General features: G+C 50.3%; 17 protein-coding genes. 11 read left to right on the top strand and 6 right to left on the bottom strand.

Annotated elements, in window-relative coordinates:
- Positions 1 to 317: 317 nt before the first annotated feature.
- From BMW55_RS02640 to BMW55_RS02630, 3 genes are all read right to left on the bottom strand, one after another.
- Positions 318 to 1667: a vWA domain-containing protein gene (locus tag BMW55_RS02640; RefSeq protein WP_089965068.1), complete on the bottom strand. Its 1350-nt coding sequence runs from the start codon at positions 1665 to 1667 to the stop codon at positions 318 to 320.
- 634 nt (positions 1668 to 2301) lie between these two features.
- Positions 2302 to 2658, bottom strand: coding sequence for a tetratricopeptide repeat protein (locus BMW55_RS20025; RefSeq protein WP_483099580.1), 357 nt, complete (start codon positions 2656 to 2658; stop codon positions 2302 to 2304).
- 21 nt (positions 2659 to 2679) lie between these two features.
- The gene (locus tag BMW55_RS02630) at positions 2680 to 3561 is read right to left on the bottom strand and encodes a helix-turn-helix domain-containing protein (protein ID WP_089965064.1); all 882 of its coding nucleotides are present in this window, start codon (positions 3559 to 3561) and stop codon (positions 2680 to 2682) included.
- Between the two features lie 220 nt (positions 3562 to 3781).
- Here BMW55_RS02630 and BMW55_RS02625 point away from each other — a divergent pair, with 220 nt between their 5' ends.
- Together BMW55_RS02625 and BMW55_RS02620 are read left to right on the top strand one after the other, a co-directional pair.
- A complete protein-coding gene (locus BMW55_RS02625) occupies positions 3782 to 4072 on the top strand; it encodes a hypothetical protein (RefSeq protein WP_089965062.1) in 291 nt (96 codons plus the stop codon).
- Between the two features lie 52 nt (positions 4073 to 4124).
- Positions 4125 to 4373: a hypothetical protein gene (locus tag BMW55_RS02620; RefSeq protein WP_089965060.1), complete on the top strand. Its 249-nt coding sequence runs from the start codon at positions 4125 to 4127 to the stop codon at positions 4371 to 4373.
- Between the two features lie 178 nt (positions 4374 to 4551).
- Here BMW55_RS02620 and BMW55_RS02615 read toward each other — a convergent pair whose 3' ends face one another.
- On the bottom strand, positions 4552 to 5391 hold the full coding sequence (locus BMW55_RS02615; RefSeq protein ID WP_089965058.1) for a nucleotidyltransferase domain-containing protein: 840 nt from the start codon (positions 5389 to 5391) through the stop codon (positions 4552 to 4554).
- Between the two features lie 116 nt (positions 5392 to 5507).
- Here BMW55_RS02615 and BMW55_RS02610 point away from each other — a divergent pair, with 116 nt between their 5' ends.
- Positions 5508 to 7424, top strand: a complete 1917-nt coding sequence (locus BMW55_RS02610; RefSeq protein WP_089965056.1) for a serine hydrolase domain-containing protein — start codon at positions 5508 to 5510, stop codon at positions 7422 to 7424.
- A gap of 214 nt (positions 7425 to 7638) precedes the next feature.
- Here the strand turns inward: BMW55_RS02610 and BMW55_RS02605 are convergent, their stop codons facing one another.
- Positions 7639 to 8037, bottom strand: coding sequence for a methyltransferase (locus BMW55_RS02605; protein WP_089965055.1), 399 nt, complete (start codon positions 8035 to 8037; stop codon positions 7639 to 7641).
- Between the two features lie 673 nt (positions 8038 to 8710).
- Here BMW55_RS02605 and BMW55_RS02600 point away from each other — a divergent pair.
- Both BMW55_RS02600 and BMW55_RS02595 read left to right on the top strand, forming a co-directional pair.
- The gene (locus tag BMW55_RS02600) at positions 8711 to 10318 is read left to right on the top strand and encodes a M4 family metallopeptidase (RefSeq protein WP_089965053.1); all 1608 of its coding nucleotides are present in this window, start codon (positions 8711 to 8713) and stop codon (positions 10316 to 10318) included.
- Positions 10319 to 10744: 426 nt separating this feature from the next.
- Positions 10745 to 12841 carry a (Fe-S)-binding protein gene (locus BMW55_RS02595; RefSeq protein WP_089965051.1) on the top strand — a complete coding sequence of 699 codons (2097 nt, stop codon included), beginning with the start codon at positions 10745 to 10747 and terminating at the stop codon, positions 12839 to 12841.
- A 56-nt stretch (positions 12842 to 12897) separates the two neighbouring features.
- On the opposite strand, the gene BMW55_RS02590 is transcribed toward BMW55_RS02595, so the two are convergent.
- Positions 12898 to 13896, bottom strand: a complete 999-nt coding sequence (locus tag BMW55_RS02590) for a ketoacyl-ACP synthase III (RefSeq protein ID WP_089965049.1) — start codon at positions 13894 to 13896, stop codon at positions 12898 to 12900.
- A gap of 541 nt (positions 13897 to 14437) precedes the next feature.
- Here BMW55_RS02590 and BMW55_RS02585 point away from each other — a divergent pair.
- The 6 genes from BMW55_RS02585 (at position 14438) to BMW55_RS02560 (ending at position 20434) form a co-directional block, all read left to right on the top strand.
- Positions 14438 to 15361 (top strand): S66 peptidase family protein, encoded by a 924-nt coding sequence (locus BMW55_RS02585; RefSeq protein ID WP_089965047.1) that lies wholly within the window; start codon positions 14438 to 14440, stop codon positions 15359 to 15361.
- A gap of 279 nt (positions 15362 to 15640) precedes the next feature.
- Positions 15641 to 16819 carry an acetyl-CoA C-acetyltransferase gene (locus BMW55_RS02580; RefSeq protein WP_089965045.1) on the top strand — a complete coding sequence of 393 codons (1179 nt, stop codon included), beginning with the start codon at positions 15641 to 15643 and terminating at the stop codon, positions 16817 to 16819.
- Positions 16820 to 17022: 203 nt separating this feature from the next.
- Positions 17023 to 17265 (top strand): hypothetical protein, encoded by a 243-nt coding sequence (locus BMW55_RS02575; protein ID WP_089965043.1) that lies wholly within the window; start codon positions 17023 to 17025, stop codon positions 17263 to 17265.
- A gap of 20 nt (positions 17266 to 17285) precedes the next feature.
- Positions 17286 to 18101, top strand: coding sequence for a 3-hydroxybutyryl-CoA dehydrogenase (locus BMW55_RS02570; protein ID WP_425283811.1), 816 nt, complete (start codon positions 17286 to 17288; stop codon positions 18099 to 18101).
- Positions 18102 to 18123: 22 nt separating this feature from the next.
- Positions 18124 to 19266, top strand: coding sequence for an acyl-CoA dehydrogenase (locus BMW55_RS02565; RefSeq protein WP_089965039.1), 1143 nt, complete (start codon positions 18124 to 18126; stop codon positions 19264 to 19266).
- Positions 19267 to 19291: 25 nt separating this feature from the next.
- On the top strand, positions 19292 to 20434 hold the full coding sequence (locus tag BMW55_RS02560; RefSeq protein ID WP_089965037.1) for an acyl-CoA dehydrogenase: 1143 nt from the start codon (positions 19292 to 19294) through the stop codon (positions 20432 to 20434).
- Positions 20435 to 20443: the final 9 nt, after the last annotated feature.

The raw sequence follows: 20443 nt of genomic DNA, 5'->3' as shown, positions 1-20443 counted from the left end.
TGAGATCCCTCCTGTGCTCATCGAATGAGGATAGGGTAATGAATGCATAAAACGATGATTCGTTCGCGCATATATAAGTATATTTGAAAAAAGCCTGCTATCCCACATCAGATTATTTCTATCCCACGCTTTTGCGAATGCTTGTTAAAAGCTGGTTCCGGATTAAAAAAAGACCGCTGATCAAGTCAGCAGCTTTACAGAATGAGATGTGTCAACAGTTGTACAAAATATCATGATGTTCCATCTAGATTGCACACAATCATGAAGCTTGAATCGAAGGTCCCGAGCAAACCCTTCATACAGTATTTTTCGGCTAATTATGGCATATACGTTTCCGCTTTCTCGTATTCCTGTTTTTTGATTTTTTTCATTAAATCCATGGCGCGGGCATAATCGTCATCAATTTCTTTCATTTTTTGATTATACAGTTTGCTTTGATATTGTTTTAACATTTCCCGGCGTTTGTCAAGTTTTTTCGATACAGCCCCCTCATAGCCGCCCATGCTTTCCGGTATGATCTTTTGCTCGACGAGGAATTGAACGGCTGCATTCATGTGTTCATACTCCTTGTCAATCAAGCTGGGGAACTTTCCGGGTTGAATGAAGGTTCCCAGCAGAGACAAGATATAATTATTAGCCCGTTGACGTTCCCAGTATAATTCATTGCTGTTTCCAATGCTCCACAAATTTACTTCATTCGTACGACCAACGTATGTTAAAAAGTCGGCAAATCTGTTCCGCAATTCTTCGCTTGAGGTCACATTGGTGAATTCCCCGCCTCCCGCTTTGGCTACTTCCTCCAGGGCTTTCTGGCTTTTGTCGTCCAAATCTAACCCGATGATGTTGACCACGGCTTTCACTTTGGCTTCATGCAGTGTTTTTGCTTCTTTCACCGGATCGCCGCCGCAGGATTCAATGCCGTCGCTGACTACATACACCATATTTTCGTCATCGGGATGGGCGGCATGCAAGTCTTGGCCCGCTGCTTTGATCGCCGCAGCCAAAGGAGTCCAACCGGATGGCTTCAACGAGTCGACCACTTTCACAAACCTGTCTTCCTGGTATGTAGACAATGGATAAAGCTCTTCCGTACTGGCGCAAGAGACCGCCTTATCTTTTTGCTGGTTGCTGCCTTTGTGGCCGTAAGCGCGGATGGAGATGCGCACGTCCCCCTCCAGTGACTTGGCAAATTCTTTCACCGCTTGTTTGGCTTCTTCCATCTTGGTTTTTCCATCCACTTTGCCGGCCATGCTGCCGCTGGAGTCGATCAAGACGACGATATTTTTCTGTTTCGTTTTCTTTTGATCATTGCTGCCGCTCTTTGGTTGGTTTGGATCGAAATTCCCCAGCTTGCTTAAGGCAAATGAAGGCTTGTACTCTTTTACTTCTTTGATGACCGGTTTATAATCCTCCGCCAACAGCCATACCAAACGCGTGTACACTTGATCTGCGGTCAGATTTTTGGGCCATTTTTTCAGTTCCTGCTGCACCTTCGCTTCGTCATACCGATCTCCCGCATACTTTCCAGGCCCTTCCATAGCCATGCCTTCGGCTGTCGTCGCTGCTTTTTTTGGCGCAGGTTGTTTGGGCTTAGCGGCTTCACCCGCGCAAGCCGAAGTGAGTAAAACAAGGCTCAAAAGAATACTTAAAAATGAGAGCTTCTTCATGAATAACCTCCTGCGTAAATGGATTGATTTTCCGGATGAAAGGGGATGGTGGTGAAATATATAGAATCACCGTTATCGTTGATCCTATGGATGATTGTTAGGCAAAACCAATTACTGCTCTTACAAACAAAAGCCGGAAATTTGACCCTCCCCCTCTATTGAAAAAATTATATTGCCATTTTACTATAATCTCATTCAGAAATCAGGAAATTTTTTCATCTATTCCTTGGATTGCTAGACTATACCTTTAAATTAAACAGAACGCTTGTTCGTGAAAATGATTAAAAAAATGCCGGACTTACGGGAGGGTTGAAACACCCTCCCGCGTCCGACACACGCGATCATCCCCATCGCTGAATCAAGTGATTTTCACTCGCTTGCAAGGATATGAAGCTTCACCCATACTTCCGGCCCCTAATCGGTTGGAGTTGTACCATCAGGTATGTCGCCATTGCTGTTGAAACGCAGAACCATGGACATCTCCTCCTTTTCCGTTCTAGTCGGTTGGTTCCGTATCCCATTCGCTGCTGAAACGCTGAGTCATGCATAGATCATCCTTATCGCTCTAGTCGCTTGGATGTGTGCCGTCATCATCGCCCCTAAAATGAAATATCATTTCATGACTCTCCTTTATCTATGCCTCAAGCTCGAAATACATGTCAGCGTATTTGTTAAAATTCTCATAATCCCCGATCAATCGGTACGCCCGCGACAAATGGTATAAGATGTTGGATTTTAGTTTGGAATCTTCAATCTCCAGTTCATAGGCCATTTTTAAATGAGAGATTGCCTTTTCAAAATTCGATTCGGTTTGAAAGGATTTTGCCATCAATAAGAGGCTTTTAGCATATCTTAACATACGATTTTCTCTCTTCGCAATCTCCGCAGCTTTTTGCAAAGTCATTTTTGCTCGAAGAAAATGTTTCATCAGATAATAAACTTCTCCAAGTTCAAAGTAGACATCAAGGACTAACGAGTGCCTTCGAGTGATTTGATCTTTTAATTCGGTCGCTTACTCCAAACACTTCAAGGCATGTTCCAGTTGTCCGCTTTCCTTGTAAATTTTCCCCATTGTTTTAAGCAACTCTAACTGTCGTTCATAGTTGTGATTGACGATAGCAAGATACAATCCCTTTTTCGCACATTTGATGGCTTCTTCGTAGAGCCTGATCTCACTTTTCAATCTTGCCCGCATATCGAACAAGCCGATCACGGAATCGATGTTTAGTTCGAGGGTGTTGATGTTTTTGATATTTTCCAGGTTCTCCAATGCTTTTTCCGTCCGGTCCAGACGCCAGAGATAAATGCTTTTGTTTTGCACCAGACTGATGTAATACGGTTTTCGCTCTCCGTTCAGGTCGAAGCAGCTTAATCCTTCGCTGGCGTGTTGTAGCGCTTTTTCCTTGTTTCCCCTGTAATGCTCGATCACCGAAAGAAGGTTGAGACTGACGGGTTTGAGATTGGTTTTGGCCAGATCCGGCATTTTTTCCAGCTCGTGCAGCGCCCGGTAGATCCACTCCACGGCCGGGTCATATTGATTCATTTTGTAGTGGCAACGGCCTTTTAAGTAATACAGCCACGGGCCGTTGTACTCAGCGGGCAGTTTGTTTAGCCGGGTGAGCGCTTTTTTGGGCTCCGTGTTGATCTTCCGCTCGAGGAGCAGCAAATCCAGCTCCCTCTTTTTCTCCTCTTCCTTATCCCGCTCGGACAGGTCGGACAGGTTCAGTTCCAGTTTGCGCAAGAGGTAGCGCACCTTGGTTTCGTTCTGGGACAGCCCCCTTTCGATCATCGACAGTGTGGTCCGGGGAATATAGTCATCGGCCAGGTCGTCCAGTCTCAATCCCCGTTCTTGCCTCACTTTGCGAATCAATTTTCCCACCCGTTCAAAATCCATCAAGCTCCCTCCTGTTCGCGATTTCCCTACCCGTATCAGTTCTGAAATTTCGGAATCAACCTTGTCCAAATTCGTTCTAAGGTCACATAGGGCGGACGAGTACGGAAATCAACGAAAAATTTAATCTAATTTCTGTAACTTATTGAACTCTCTTCCTGAAATTTCTATACTTAGGTTAAGTCAAATCATTCTGAAAATCAACTGAAAAAGGTTGTGATCCATGATCATTCCATTCGCCGCGCGGCTGAAGAAAGCGGCCGCTCTCTCAGATGTTTCCACGGGCTCTTTTGTATTTCTAAAAACTTTAAACGAAAAGTTGATCATCATTCCCCTCATCGACGCCCAGATTGAGACAAGGGATCACCAACTGATCATTTCGGGAAAAAGCATCAGCGGAAAAAAGAGAGAAAGGAGGGAAAACGGGCTCAAGGCGGGTTGTGAAGCACCAGGGAATGAAGCGAAACAAAAACACCCCCGCGGTGGCAACCTGGGGGGTGAACAGAAAAAATGAGGTTATCCCCATTGTACCATATTCCGACTGAATCCGGAATGGAGGGTTATAAGTGGAAGAACGAGAGATTTTACTCAAATTGGACCGCGAAACCAAACAAATCCTTTGCCGTTTGTTGAGTCAATATGCAGAGTCGCTCAGAGAGAAGGCGGAGGGGCAAAAGACATTTACCCGGCTTCTGATCGCCCACGAAATGGAGCGGACAAACGATGTTCTCAATCAGATCACAACCCAGTGGGGGCAGGCGCTTCCTTCCCTGCCTGCTCCTCCGCCGCCTGCCAAGCCGGGGGATCTTCAATGATGAGATGAATGAGAATATAAACAGGTTACAGGACTCAGGTAGTTCCATAGCCTCGAGTAGAAATGCCCGGATTTCGATCCGGGTTCGTTCACTTTTATACCGTGTGGTCCGGGTCGACTTGATGAATTCATTGAAAACACGCCATTTTTCGTTTTCCATGCTCTTTTGAGCTACCATTTTATTCAGCCTGAAGCAGTTTTTCCGTTTCCGTGACAAGCTCCCGGAGCATGCCGACGGCTTCCCTTGTGCGGTCTTTGTTTGAAGATAGCAATGTAAAGATCCGGTCTACTCTCTTCTTATAGTCCACAGGCTTGATATCAAACCGATCCGCCATCGCTACAGCATTTTTCTCATTGATGCAATATTCTTCGTTCCTGGCAAATAACACTTGATTCAAACTGGAAATCGCGCGGAAGCAATGTCCGGCAACATACGAAACGTCGTCTTTATCTGCATATTTGTCCATGAACAGCAGGGAAAAAGATGCCTCAAACATAAACCATCGGATGATCGCTTCCTGCAGCGTTTTCGGGTACGGCCTGGTTTTCGCTTGTAATTCAGCTATTCGATTTGCCGGATCGGAGAGTATTTGACAGATGGATACCTCCCCCATGTACATGACATTCAGATAAGCATGGGGATGGCCGGTCTGATAGTGAGCCGTAACCGTTCCTTGCAGGCAATCCTCGATGACGCGGGCGACCCTTTTGACATCGCGGAAAATAAAATCAACATGATAACCTTGAATGACGAGCCATCCCCCGCCGTTGACCCACGGTCCCCAGCCTCCTAAAGGGGTAATTAAGTTTGTTCTGTGTTCATCATCCAGTTCCGTCGCGATTTCATTCAAATTCCGCACGTCAAAGCCTGCCGATTCATCATAATAAATCCCGATGTCGATGTCAGAGTCCGGCCGGTGAGTGCCGCGTGCCCTTGATCCCCCCAAAACGACTCCGACGATCCCGGGTACGCCTTCAAGTTTTCTCGTTACATCTTCAATGATATTTTGCACAGTCATCTATATTTCATCTCCCCTGATCGAAATCCAAAAACGACTTGAATCTCAAACTACGTGAGATTTTATAATAGTGGCCGGATGCAGTACAGGAAACAACTGGAGAGGGGAAGCTCTAAATGAAGAAGATGCCTTCTTTATTGTTGAAAGGGATCATTTTTGTTCTCGTTACTTCTTTTATCTGTTCATGGAGTCTGCCGGTTTATGCACAAACACCACGTTCTGAAAAAACCTTAACGGATGTGAAAGAGTTTGAAGCTTTTCTGGACCGGTTTATGAATCAAAAATTAAGAGAGAAAAATATTGCCGGGGCTTCCTTTGTTCTGGTGAAAGACGGGCGGATCTTTATAGCGAAAGGTTACGGCTACGCAGATCTGGAAAAGAAGCAACCTGTCGACCCGGATACAACCATTTTCCGCGTTGCCTCCATATCCAAACTGTTTACAACCACCGCGGTGATGCAACAGGTAGAAAGAGGAAAACTGGACCTACATACCGATCTGAATCAATATTTAACCGGAACATATCTTCATACTCCTTTCGCCAAACCGGTTACGATCCATCATTTATTAACACACACGGCCGGTTTTTTGAACGAAACGAGTATGAATGTGTCTGTCCGCGATCCGAAAAAAGTGAAATCCCCTTATACAGTCGATTCTCCTGTGCTGGAACCCGGAAAGATGATCAGCTATTCGAATGCGGGCATGGAATGGGCCGGACGGCTGGTTCAGGAATCCTCGGGAATGCCGTTCAATCAATATATGAAGAAGAACATCTTTGAACCTCTGGGAATGAAACGCAGTACCTTTTCACAGGATCTCCCTGAAGAGTGGAGAGATCATCTGGCAACTGCCTATCGTTTTAAAAACGGAAAGAATGTCCCTCAGCCTTACTCGTATTTTCATGGGGGGCCATCCGCTTCGCTGCATACGACGGCCACCGATGTGGCCCGGTTTATGATCGCGCACTTGCAACGGGGGACGTTTCGGAACAACAGGATTTTAGAAGAGAAAACCGTCGCGCTCATGCATCGGACCCAGTTTCGCCACCATCCCAAAGTTCCCGGAATGGCCTACGGCTTTTTTGAGGAAGAAATGAATGGCGATCGAGCTCTTTTTCATGAGGGGCGCTTACCGGAGGGCACCAGCCTGCTTTACCTCTTGCCGCAGGAGAATACGGGATTTTTTATCACCTATAATCGCAATCCGGTTGAAGAGAAGGGAAAGCCGGTCACTCAACAGTTGAAGGATGAAATCATGAATCGGTATTTTCCCGGCAAAGCGTCAGCGGTTCGGGACGTACAGCCGGATGACTTTGAAAAGTATGAAGGCGTTTATCGGTGGGAATGGTACCCCCATCACACAATGGAAAAAATCGTCTCGTTGTTTACACAGATCCATGTGCAGAAAAATAAGCAAGGTCACTTGGAATTAAAAAGCATCGCCCACCCGCCGTCCCTGCTCACTTATGCAGAACCGGGTGTTTTTCAAACCAACGAAGGAAAAAAGCTGGGTTTCCAGTCCAATTCATCCGGAGAAATGACATTTTTCTATGAAGAAGGGAATATGGCGGCCTATCAGAAAGTGAAATGGTACGAAACGGATGTTTTCCATTTTGCATTGCTGGGACTGTTTGCTTTTACTTTTCTGCTCGCAATAGGGTACTCCCTCTTTGATCTGGTGAAATATCTGTTGCGAAAGAGAGGGAAGTGGATTTTTTCTGTCATCATCGGGATCACGGGAGCGGGGAATCTTCTGTTTTTGGCAGGGTGCGCGTTCCTGGTCATCATTCCCTACTTCACCACCTACTGGGCGGCGTTTCACTTCGGGATTCCGTGGACGGTCAAATGGATCAGCGTACTTCCGTGGGTGAGTGGTGTGTTAAGTATCGGGCTGTTGATCGAAACGATGATGGGATGGAAAAAACAACGATTATCAACAGGGAGAGGCATTTATTATCTGGTGACAGCTGTGATGACTTTGGCTTTCATAGGATATGGCTGGTATTGGAATCTGATCTGGTTGTCCTATTAATGGCGGGAATCTGCCAGCTGTATGATGCGACAGCCGTTGGGAGTGTGCTGTCGCCTGGCATTTTGGGCTAACAAGAATGAGAACGTATCTGAAAAATGCATCTCAATCCTGTTCATTCCCTCCGTTCCATGGGGTCAAGCGGGGAAACCATCTCGGCACATTTTCCCGGTAAATGACGTAATCCTGTCCAAACCGCCGGACGAGGCCCGGTTCTTCATAGAAGAGGGTAACTGCATGTATCAGCGTCCAGAAGAGGAGAAACCAAACGAGTAAATAAAAGGAGCCGAAAACAACCACTTCTCCCAGTAATAAAGAGAACACCGCTGTACATCGGGTTTCGGACATAGCGATAGGGGCCTGCGACTACCAGCTTTTGAGGCGGATTCCAAGGTGCTAATGTGCCTTCCCCCTTCCGTGCGAACAGACGAATGGTTGTGACAAGGAGGTACAATCCTCCTGAGAGAAGCAATGTTCCCACGATGAGACTCCCTCCCATCGCCCAACCGATCCGGAGATCCCCCGACAAGACCAGAATCAAGAGAGGAATGGTCACGGTGACATTAAAAGGTGCTGCCAGAATGGCCTTCACATGGGAGTAAACAGAATTCTTCATCCTCCACACTCCTTGCCAACATTTTTTTCGCGCCACTGCCTAGGGGTTGAAATCTTTCAGGTCGATGGTCCCGTACATCTGACAGCGCTTCCGTTTTGGTCTTGCATCCGCCGGATTGAAAGCCCTATTCCATGGACCACCAGGTTCTTTTCCTTTCCCCCGCGCATAGGAAAACAGGACCGTATAAGGGAACCATCACAAGCGACAGACTCACCGGAGTCCGGGTAATAATGTGTTTATTCCGCATATTTTTGCAAATAAAATTCCTTTATATGTGAATGAGGTTCAAACACCAACGGAGACCGAAACAGGTTTTTTTGGCTCGCTGTATCCTTTTTCTCCCGCTCACCTGCTCCTTAACCTCATTCTAATATAAACATTTCCAACGGTAAAGTGAGTACTCACTCATAATTATCGCAGAAACTCAACTTCCTGGAAATCAATTCGGTTGTAATCCCCCATCATTGATGAATTTTGCATCAGTCCATGATCCGCTCACCTTTTCGCTTGCATGTCGATCATGCAGGATTCCCATTTGATATTTAATCTTTTTAATTTTTTCAACCCGGTAGTGAAGTTCAAATGATTCAACTATAATGAAGAAGCAATAACCCAAAAACCGCCTGCATCAATGGCGAAAGTCCGGTTACACATCAAGGGGGAGAAACATTTCATGAAGAAACGAGCCGCGGTTGGGATGGTTTTATCCATCGCCCTTGGAGCAAGCAGTTTCTTGTTCCAGCAGCCTGCCGAGGCGAAAGGCGGGGAAGAAATCAGGTACAGTAAAGAGTATAAAACGCCTGCCTATATCGGCGAAAAATGGAGTAAGCCCAAGAATCTGAAAAATGAAGAAATCGTGTGGGCCTATTTACATGCGAAAAAAAGCCTCTTTAAGCTAAAAGGGGATGTGAAATCGCAATTTAAAATCTTGAAACAAGAAAAAGATTCGCTGGGGATGACTCACTATCGGGTGCAGGAAGTTTACCACGGGATTCCTGTTTATGGTTCCGATCAAACGGTACATACGGACCGGGACGGTAATGTCACCTCGTTCTTTGGGACGGTGATCCCGGACCTGGGGGCAAAGAAAATTCAAACCACTGCCAAAATAGGAAAGGAACAGGCCGTTCAGATTGTGAGGAAAGATCTGGAGGCGCAGCCGGGCAACATCAGCCGGCTGGCAAGTGATCCCGATACCGGCCTATATATCTATCCCCATCAAGGGAATTATTACCTGGCCTATCACGTCAAAGTTTCCGTCATCCAGCCCGAACCGGGTTACTGGCACTATTTCATCAACGCAGTAAATGGAGAGGTCATCCGCAAGTATAATACAGTTCATCAACTGACCGGGTCCGGCCGGGGGGTATTGGGAGACAGAAAAACATTTGAAGTCGATCATAAATATGGAAAATATTATCTCAAGGGGACAAGCCGCGGGGGCGGAATCAAAACCTACAATGCCTACCACGTCATCTATGAATCGCAATTGCCCGGCACGATGGTTTCAAGCAAAACCAATTACTTTCTGGACGGAGCCGCAGTCGATGCCCACGCGTATGCGGAAAAGGTTTATGATTATTTCAAAAATGTGCACGGACGCAACAGTTACGACGGCAACGGGGCACCGGTGATCAGCTCTGTGCATGTGGGCAGGAACTGGAATAACGCAGCCTGGATCGGTACGCAAATGGTATATGGAGACGGCGACGGGATCGTGTTCCGCCCCCTTTCGGGAGCCCTCGATGTGGTCGGGCATGAATTGACCCATGCCATAACCGAGAAGACGGCCAACCTGGAGTATCACAATGAATCGGGTGCGTTAAACGAGTCCATTTCCGATATTTTTGGCGCGATGGTCGATTCGGGCGACTGGTTGCTCGGGGAAGATGTTTATACGCCGAAACAATCCGGTGACGCGTTTCGATCCATGTCCAATCCCACTCAGTACGACCAGCCGGATCACTATAGCCGTTATGTCCGGCTTCCCGATACACCGGACGGGGACTACGGCGGGGTACATATCAACAGCGGAATCAACAACAAAGCGGCCTATCTCCTGGCGGAAGGGGGAACGCATTACGGCGTGAACGTGACCGGAATCGGCCGTGCCAAAACAGCCAAAATCTACTATCGCGCACTTACCTTGTATCTAACCAGCCGTTCCACCTTCGCCGACATGCGCCAGGCGGCCATAAAAGCGGCGACTGATCTGTACGGGTCCGCTTCCCAGGAGGTTCAGTCCGTAAAAAATGCCTACTCGGCAGTAGGTGTATATTAGACATTTGGCAAAAGCACCCATTCCGTTTGGGATGGGTGCTTGTTCGTTTTTGTTTTTTTGAGCGAAATATCATCATCTTGCTACCAGGGCCTTTGCGAAGGGCGGCCGGGATGCCCGCCGGCACCCCGATCCCCATATTCAAATAAGTCCCGGTATCTCCCTTGTGTGAACAGGCGAACCGGTTTGAAAATATTCCCTCATAAAAATAAATGATGGACTGCTCCATGAATCAAATCCATCCGTTGGAACATCATTCAGAAATATTTATGAAATGTTAATGCTGTTTCAATTCATGTTAGAAATGAATGAATGACCACTCAGTATTATGATATAATAAGAAAAATGATATAATGAAAACGGATTCATCTCCGATAGCGGCGAGATTGTTTTCTGAATCTATGCAACTGATGGAAAGGGGAGAAATCAATGAATGCACTACAAGTATTGAACCTGATCGCCTTTCTGGCCGTGGCGGGATACGCATTTTACCTGTTTGGGAATGTGGTGTACCAGCGGTATATGTATGTCCGATTGGGCAAACCTTCGGACTTTAACGTGGATTTGAAACAGAGTCTCCATGAAGTATGGGTCAATGTTTTCGGGCAAAAGAAACTGCTGAAAGACAAAAAAAGCGGCATTATGCATGTGGTGATGTTTTACGGCTTTATCATCATCCAGTTTGGGGCTATCGACCTCTTTCTCAAAGGACTGTTACCCGGCAGCCATCTGCCGTTTCCGGCATATCCCGTCTTTCTGTTTATACAGGAGCTGACCACGTTTTCGGTGCTGTTGGCCACCCTGTACGCTTACTATCGTCGCTATATCGAGAAGATTCCGCGCCTGAAACGCGGGTTTAAGTCGGGGCTGGTCATTATCTTTCTCTTATCTTTGATGGCGTCGATTCTGTTTTCGGCAGCCTTTGAAAAGATCTGGTTCGGCCACGAAGTCTCCTGGTACACGCCGGTTTCTTCCTTGTTGGCCCTGCCGTTCATCGGCTGGATGAGCCCTGCGGCCGGACAGGTGATGTTTTATGTGTTCTGGTGGGTGCATGCGCTCGTGCTGTTCAGCTTCTTGGTGTATGTCCCCCAATCCAAGCATTTTCACTTAATCGTTGCCCCGATCAACGTTTTCTTAAAAAGGCAGCAGCCTCCGGCCAAACCGTCCCTCATCGATTTTGAAGATGAGTCGGCAGAAGTGTACGGAGTCGGCAAAATTGAAGACTTTAACCAAAAACAGCTGATCGATCTCTACGCTTGTGTCGAGTGCGGCCGGTGCACCAGTGTATGTCCTGCGGCGGGAACCGGGAAAATGCTTTCCCCGATGGACCTGCTCGTCAAAATGCGTGACCACCTCACTGCCAAAGGGGCGGCGATCACCTCCAAGTCCCCCTGGGTTCCCGGTTTTGCTTTTGCCGGAACCAACCAGGCGGCACTTGAAGTCGCCGTGACCCGGGAAGATGACGGAACCGTCAACTATCCGGTCAACTTGATCGGCGATGTGATTACCGAACAGGAATTGTGGGCTTGCACCACTTGCCGCAACTGTGAAGATGCATGTCCTGTGATGAACGAACACGTGGATAAAATTATCGATATGCGCCGCTATCTCGTGATGACGGAAGGGAAGATGAGCCCCGAGGCTTCGCGGACTTTCTCCAATATCGAGCGCCAGGGGAACCCGTGGGGAATCAACCGCAAGGATCGTGACAAATGGACAGAAGACGCTGAAGTGCCCGTACCAACGGTCAAAGAGGAAAAAGAGTTCGAGTATCTTTTCTTCGTCGGTTCCATGGGTTCCTATGACAACCGCAGCCAGAAGATCAGCCGTGCCCTGGTCAAGATTTTGAACCATGCCGGCGTGAAGTTTGCGATTCTCGGTAATAAAGAGAAAAACTCCGGCGATACGGCCCGCCGGATGGGAAATGAGTTCTTGTTCCAGCAGCTGGCGGCGGACAATATCGCTTTGTTTGAAAAACATAATGTGAAGAAGATCATCACGATCGACCCTCACGCGTACAATATCTTTAAAAATGAGTATCCGGATCTCGGTTTGCAGGCAGAGGTGTATCACCATACCCAGGTGCTTGCCGATCTGCTTCGCCAGGGACGGATCAAGCCCACCAAAGAAGTGAAGGAGCGTATCACGTACCACGATTCCTGCTATCTGGGCCGCTATAACGGAGAATTCGATGCTCCGCGCTACATTCTTCAGCAGATTCCGGGCGTAGAATTGGTGGAAATGAACCGGAACCGTGAAAACGGCATGTGCTGCGGGGCCGGCGGCGGAATGATGTGGATGGAAGAAACGGAAGGAGTCCGCATCAACGTGGCGCGCACCGAACAGGCGCTTGAAGTGAATCCGAGCCTCATCGGGAGCGCCTGCCCCTACTGCCTGACCATGCTTTCCGACGGCACGAAAGCAAAAGAAGTGGAAGAACGCGTAAAAACGATGGATGTAGCGGAGATTCTGGCACTCTCGATCGACTTTGAGAGCCGGGAAGAAGCGGCGGAAGTGACTCATTAACCGGACAATCAATAAGCACTCGCAATCGGTTGGATCGCGGGTGCTTTCTTTGATGGTTAAACCGTCCAGGTAATCAGGGAGGCGGAATGCACAAAACCGCCGCCAAAACCATGGAGCAGCACAGTATTTCCTTTTTTCAGCTTCCCTTCCCGAAGCCCCAGGTGAAGGGCGAGCGGGATAGTGGCAGAGGAAGTATTGCCATAGTATTCAGCGCTGAATAATGTCTTCTCCATCGGAAAGCCGATTCGTTCGCAGACCGCCTGAATGATCCGGATATTGGCACTGTGGGGAACAAACCAGTCCAGCTCATCCAGAGACATACCGGCTTCCTGCATCAGTTTCGGAATCTCTCTGTTTAACGTGCTCACAGCGAGTTTGAAAACTTCCCTGCCGTTTTGCACAATATTTCCTTCTCCGCTTAAGCAGACTCCGTTTAAGCGGTCGGAGATTCCTGTCCGGTAGAGATGGATTCCCGCTCTGCCGTCGGAGCCTGAGACGGAGTGGAGAAAGCTGGGCTGGTGTTCATCTTTTTCCACCAGAGCGGCTCCTGCACCGTCGCCGAAGAGGATACAGGTGGTGCGGTCCGAATAATCGGTCACTTTGGACAGCGTTTCTCCGCCGATGACCAGCACTTTTCGATGGAGGCCGGAGGTGATCAGGCCGTTGGCGAGATTTAAGGCATAGACGAAGCCGGCACACGCGGCACTGATGTCAAGCGCGCCGGCCGAAGGAATCCCGAGCCGTTCCTGAACCAGGCAGGCGACGCTGGGAAACGGGAAGTCCGGCGTGGTGGTGGCCACCAGGATCATATCTACATCGGCAATGGAAACTTGAAACTGTTCCACCATATTTTGTACGGCTTTGACACATAAATCACTGGTAAAGACATCGGGCGGGGCAATTCGTCTTTCGCGGATCCCCGTTCGCTGGACAATCCACTCATCCGAGGTATCCACCATGCGTTCCAGATCGGCGTTGCTCAGAATGCGCTCCGGCACATAAGAGCCGATCGCAGTGATTCGCGCTTTGGACTGTATGTGTGCGGGACTCAACATAAGGCTTAACTCCTTTGAAATGAGCTGAAAATTAGAACCTGATCATAATAGTAGATATTAGAATCTGGTTATAACCAATATAACGCAAATGAGGGAAAAGTCAAATAACAGATCGCTTGTTGTAAAAGAAAAAAGCCAATCTGCCTGAACAGGGATATGCTTTTCGTAACCGGAATAAACATTTCGGAAGGGGTCTGTCATACAGGGGAATGAACAGTTGGCGCCCGTTTTTGCAGCACTTCATCACTTGGCGACACAATCGAACAATGAAAGCGACTTTCGTGCAGGGAGGACGTTGGCCGAGGTGCCGTAGAGGCCGAACCGGCGGAGGCACCGACGGAGGGAGGAAGCGGATCGCGAGTCTGAGCGGCAGCGCGTTTGATCCGTGCCCGAAGTGAGTGGGCCGGAGCGGTCAGGTGTTTCATCCTTGCCGGCCTCAAGAACACGAGACCGACACGGCCGACCGCCCCGGCAGCACAATCACAGAACCACCCTTAACAGGCGCTTTTTACAGGAAAATGGTCAGAGGGGGCGATGCAGAGTGAAGCCAAATTCGTTGAAGCCGGGCGATACCATCGGCATCATCGCACCGGCAAGCCCGATTGAACCTGAACAGCGAGACAAAGCGATCCAGCTTTTTTCAAGCTTTGGCTACAGGATCAAAGCGGGAGAATCGGTCTACCGCCGGCATGGATATTTGGCCGGAAGTGACGAGTTGAGAGCAGAAGATGTGAACCGGATGTTTGCCGATCCCGAGGTGAAGGCGGTTTTTTGCATCAGGGGAGGGTACGGAACCTCGCGGATTCTGCCGCTGATTGACTATGCGATGATCCGGTGCAACCCCAAAATTTTTGTCGGCTATAGTGATATTACTGCCTTGCATCTGGCCATTCACCAAAAAACAGGGCTTGTCACCTTTCACGGACCGATGGTGGGTGAGCTGGCCAGGGAAGAGGACCCGCTTTCCTGGTCCGTTCTGTTCAGGAATCTGGCCGATCCCCGTCCGGCAGGCGAATACAGGGAGCAGCCGGATACGGATTCCTTTGTGATGACTGAAGGAACAGCAGAAGGGCCGTTAACCGGAGGAAACCTATCCCTCTTGGTATCGACTCTCGGCACGCCCTATGAAGTGGAGACAGAAGGGAAAATCCTGTTTATTGAGGAGGTGGGAGAGGAGCCTTACCGGGTGGATCGCATGCTTGTCCAGTTACGCTCCGCAGGCAAGTTGCAGGCAGCGAACGGAATCATCTTCACCGAGTGTACGGACTGTCAGCCGAAAGATCCGGAAAAGAGCCTGACCATCAGGCAAATCCTGAATGAGCTTATTCAACCTCTGGGCATCCCTGCCTATTATGGATTGAAGGCGGGACACACCTGTCCCAACTTGACTTTGCCCATCGGTGTATATGCGAGAATGAATGCCACAGAGAGGTGGCTGCGAATGATGGAAGGGGGGGTGTGTTAACCTCCTCTTTTTTTAACAGGTGAAGAAGGCTGGGGAGATGTTGCGGGTTTGTGACGGCACAGGGGATGAACGCATGCGGACCGCCTTGGCAACAACTGAATTATATACAGAAAATTAATCAAAAAATGAATACCATATTTTATACAAATAAACGAATTACGTCAACTATTGTTAAAAGGGACTCATTCAGTTACTCTAAGAATGAAAGGGTTTTCATTTGCTCGTATATCGAACGAACGCTCGATAGAACGAAAACATTTTGGCGGAGGTGGCTCTTTCATGACGGAAACGGTGGTTTTGGGGGGAGCTCGGACTCCTTTTGGCAAGTTTGGCGGAGTTTTGAAAGATGTACCGGCTGTCGAGTTGGGCGGGACAGCGATTCGGGCCGCGCTGGACCGTTCCGGGGTTCCGGATGAGGCTGTCGATGAAGTGATCATGGGCATGGTATTGCAGGGAGGAGCAGGCCAGATCCCCTCGCGTCAGGCAGCGCGCCGCGCCGGTCTTGCGTGGGAAGTGCAGACGGAGACGATTAATAAAGTGTGCGCCTCCGGTTTGCGCAGCGTCACCCTGGGCGATCAAATCATTCGTGCCGGTGACGCGGATGTGATCGTGGCGGGCGGCATGGAGAGCATGAGCAATGCTCCGTACATTTTGCCGTCGGCCCGGTTTGGACAGCGCATGGGTGACGGCAAAATGGTTGACCTCATGGTGCATGACGGTTTGTGGTGCGCTTTTCATGACGTCCATATGATCGTCCACGGAAGCAACACGGCGGCGGAGTACGGAGTAAGCCGGGAAGAGCAGGATGCTTGGGCGCTCCGCAGCCACCAGCGGGCCATTGCCGCGATTGAGGCGGGGCGTTTGGCCGAGGAAATCGTGCCCGTCACCATCAGCGGGAAAAAGCAGGCGATCACCGTTGACCGGGATGAGTCTGTCCGGGCGGATACCAGTTTGGAGAAGCTGGCCTCTCTGAAGCCCGCCTATCTCAAAGACGGCACGATCACGGCCGGAAACGCTCCCGGTGTCAATGACGGGGCGGCAGCTTTGGTGATCGCTTCGGCAAACAAGGCGGAGGAACTGGGCGTCAAGCCGATGGCCCGAATCCTGGGACATGCGGCTGTTGCCATGGAGGCTAAGGATTTTCCGGTTACACCTGCGTATGCGGTGAAGAAGCTGCTTGACAAGCACGGACTGGACGTGAAAGAGATCGATTTGTTTGAAATCAATGAAGCTTTTGCCGCCGTGGCACTCTGTAACAGCAAAATCCTCGGGCTGGACCCTGAGAAGCTGAACGTTAACGGAGGAGCGGTTGCGCTGGGCCACCCGATCGGAGCGAGCGGCGCGCGGATCTTGCTCACTTTGATCTACGAGCTGAAACGGCGCGGCGGGGGCTTGGGCGTCGCGGCGATTTGCAGCGGTGCAGCCCAGGGTGATGCCGTATTGGTTCGCGTGGATTAAAAACAGCCTTGGCAGCTGTCACACCCTTTGGATGAAAGCTCGCTCAGGAATTTGTCCGTCTCCGCTCTGATGCAGTGGCAGAGTCGCTCCGCCGGAAAACAAATTCCTCCGGTCCATCGTTGTTGATTCTATTTTCACACAAAGGCTTTCGGAACGGGTGACAAGCTAGAGATGTGAGGCAAAATCTTGCAGGCAGGTCGTGATTGGGCGAAGTGCATTTGAGGCCGTTCCCTGCGGACAACTCGAACGGAAGAAGGCAGCGGATCAAATGTTTGAGCGACAGCGAGTTTGATCCGCGTCCGAAGGGAGGGGCCGGAGCGGCCGGTTGTTGCATCCTTGTCGGCCTCCAGACCACCGAGACCGGCACGGCCGACCGCTCTGCAAGCACGTTTACAGCTTACTTTCACATGAAAAGGTGGGGAGATTCGTGGGCATCAAACGGGTGAGTGTGATTGGAGCGGGCCAGATGGGCAGCGGAATCGCCCAGGTGGCCGCCCAGTCCGGCTTTCCAGTGGTGCTGCTGGATACCAAAGAAGAGTTTGTGCAAAAAGGGTTCAACACCATTGCCAAAAATCTGGATCGAAGCGTTTCCAAAGGGCGGATCACCGAAGAGGAAAAAGCGGAAATTCTCAATCGGATCACAACGACAACGGACATGGAGGACGCCGCCCGGGACGCGGATATCGTCATCGAAGCAGTCATTGAAAACATGGGAGTGAAAACGGAAGTCTTCCGTCAGTTGGATGAGCTCTGCCCCGGGCATGCCATCCTGGCCAGCAACACTTCCTCCCTTCCGATCACGGAGATTGCTGCGGCCACGAAACGCCCGGAGCAAGTGATCGGGATGCACTTCATGAACCCGGTTCCGGTCATGAAACTGGTCGAGGTGATCCGGGGGCTGGCCACCTCGGATGAAGTATTCCAAACCGTCATGCAACTGGCCGGAGAGATGGGCAAACATCCGGTCGAAGTCAACGATTTCCCGGGATTTGTGTCCAACCGTGTGCTGATGCCGATGATCAACGAGGCGATTTATGCGGTGTATGAAGGAGTTGCTACTCCGGAGGCGATTGACGAGGTCATGAAACTGGGGATGAACCATCCGATGGGCCCGCTCACCCTCGCTGATTTTATCGGACTGGACACTTGCCTGTACATCATGGAGACCCTCTATGAAGGATTTGGCGACAGCAAGTACCGCCCTTGTCCTCTGCTCAGAAAGTATGTAAAGGCAGGCTGGCTGGGCAGAAAGAGCGGCCGCGGTTTTTACGTGTACGAGTAGCAGCGATCAGGAGTGGAGCATCATGAAGTTTACCTTTACAGAAGAACAAGAGATGATGAGAAAGATGGTGCGCGATTTTGCGCGTACGGAAATCACCCCATATGTGAATCTGATGGATGAGGAAGACCGTTTTCCGCGTGAAGTGATCGATAAAATGGCGGAGTTGGGGTTGATGGGGATTCCCATCCCGGAAAAATGGGGTGGTGCCGGTGCCGACTTTATCTCCTACATTTTGGCACTCGAAGAGATCTCCCGCGTCAGCGCCTCGGTGGGAGTCATTCTGGCGGTGCATACGTCTGTATGCACCCTGCCGATTTTGAAGCACGGGACGGAAGCACAAAAAGAGAAATATCTCCCCTTGCTTGCGCAGGGCAAGTATCTGGGAGCATTTGCCCTGACCGAACCCCAGGCGGGTTCGGATGCCGCCCGCATTCGCACCAGCGCGCGCCGGGCAGGGGACAAATATATTTTGAACGGAAGCAAAGTGTTTATCACCAACGCCGGTGAAGCGGATGTCTACCTCACCTTTGCTGTCACCGACCCCGAAAAAGGGGAAAAAGGAATCACCGCTTTTATCCTGGAAAAGGACACTCCCGGCTTCCGGGTCGGCAAGAAAGAAAAAAAGATGGGGCTAAACGGGTCCAATACGTGCGAACTCATTTTTGAAGAGGTGGAAGTTCCCGCGGAAAACCGTCTGGGTGAAGAAGGGCAGGGATACGAGGTGGCTCTCTCCAATCTGGCGGGAGGACGTATCGGAATTGCCGCTCAGGCACTGGGAATCGCGACCGCCGCCTTTCATCATGCCCTCGACTACGCCAAGGAGCGCAAACAATTCGGGCAGCCGATCGCCCGGCAGCAGGCGATCCGGTTTAAACTGGCCGATATGGCCACCCGGATCGAAGCGGCGCGCCTGTTGGTCTACCGGGCGGCTGAAGCCAGACAGCAAGGGCTTCCCTGCAAAAAAGAAGCCGCTATGGCCAAGATGTTTGCCTCCGATGTAGCGATGAAGGTAACCACGGAAGCCGTCCAGGTCTTCGGCGGTTACGGCTATACGCGCGAATATCCCGTGGAACGGTTATTCCGCGATGCCAAAATCACGCAGATCTACGAAGGAACCAACGAAATTCAACGCATTGTGATCGGAAACGAACTGATTTCCAGCTGATTTCACCACAAGGGAGATGGAAACCATGCAATTCCGCTTGAGCGAAGAGCACGAAATGATGCGCAAAATGGTGCGGGAATTTGCTCTCAAGGAAGTGGCTCCCACAGCTGCGGAGCGCGATGAAAAGGAGATCTTTGACCGTTCTATTTTCGACAAAATGGGAGAACTCGGCCTGACCGGCATCCCGTGGAGTGAAGAGGTGGGGGGCGTAGGCGCCGACTACTTGAGCTATGTCATCGCCGTGGAAGAATTGTCGCGCGTTTGTGCTTCCACCGGAGTCACGTTGTCGGCGCACATCTCCCTGGCCAGCTGGCCGATCTACAAGTTTGGCACCCCCGAACAGAAAGAGCGTTTCTTACGTCCCCTGGCAGAGGGGAAAAAGCTGGGCGCTTACGGCCTGACAGAACCGGGCTCCGGTTCCGATGCAGCCGCGATGAAAACCACGGCCGTCCGGGACGGGGATCATTATATTCTGAACGGGAATAAAATCTTTATCACCAACGGAGGAGATGCCGAAATCTACGTCGTCTTCGCCGTGACCGATCCCGCTTTGAAACACCGGGGAATTACCGCCTTCATCGTGGAGAAAGGGACACCGGGGTTCTCCTTTGGGAAGAAAGAGAAGAAACTTGGCATCCGTTCCTCCCCCACCTTGGAGATCATCTTTGACAACTGCCGCATTCCTGCCAGCCAGCGACTGGGCGAAGAAGGACAGGGCTTTAAAATCGCCATGATGACGTTGGACGGCGGACGCAACGGAATCGCCGCCCAAGCCGTGGGCATCGCGCAGGGAGCCTTCGATGCCGCCCTGGCCTACGCCAAGGAGCGCAAGCAGTTCGGTAAGCCGATCGCCCAGCAGCAAGCGATTCAATTTAAGCTGGCCGATATGGCCACCCAGATCGAAGCGGCACGCCTGTTAACCTACCAGGCGGCGTGGCTGGAGAGCCAGGGGCTCCCGTACGGGAAAGCGTCGGCAATGGCGAAGCTGTTTGCCGGGGATGTGGCGATGCAGGTAACGACAGAGGCCGTCCAGATTTTCGGCGGTTACGGCTATACCCGTGAATACCCGGTCGAGCGGATGATGCGGGATGCGAAGATCACGCAAATCTATGAAGGAACCAATGAGATCCAACGGGTGGTCATTTCCAACTACCTGTTAAAAGAGTAACCAGGCAGC

It is taken from the genome of Lihuaxuella thermophila (assembly GCF_900110165.1).
GTDB classification, from domain to species: Bacteria; Bacillota; Bacilli; order Thermoactinomycetales; family Thermoactinomycetaceae; genus Lihuaxuella; species Lihuaxuella thermophila.
This window is presented reverse-complemented; position numbering and strand designations above follow the sequence as displayed.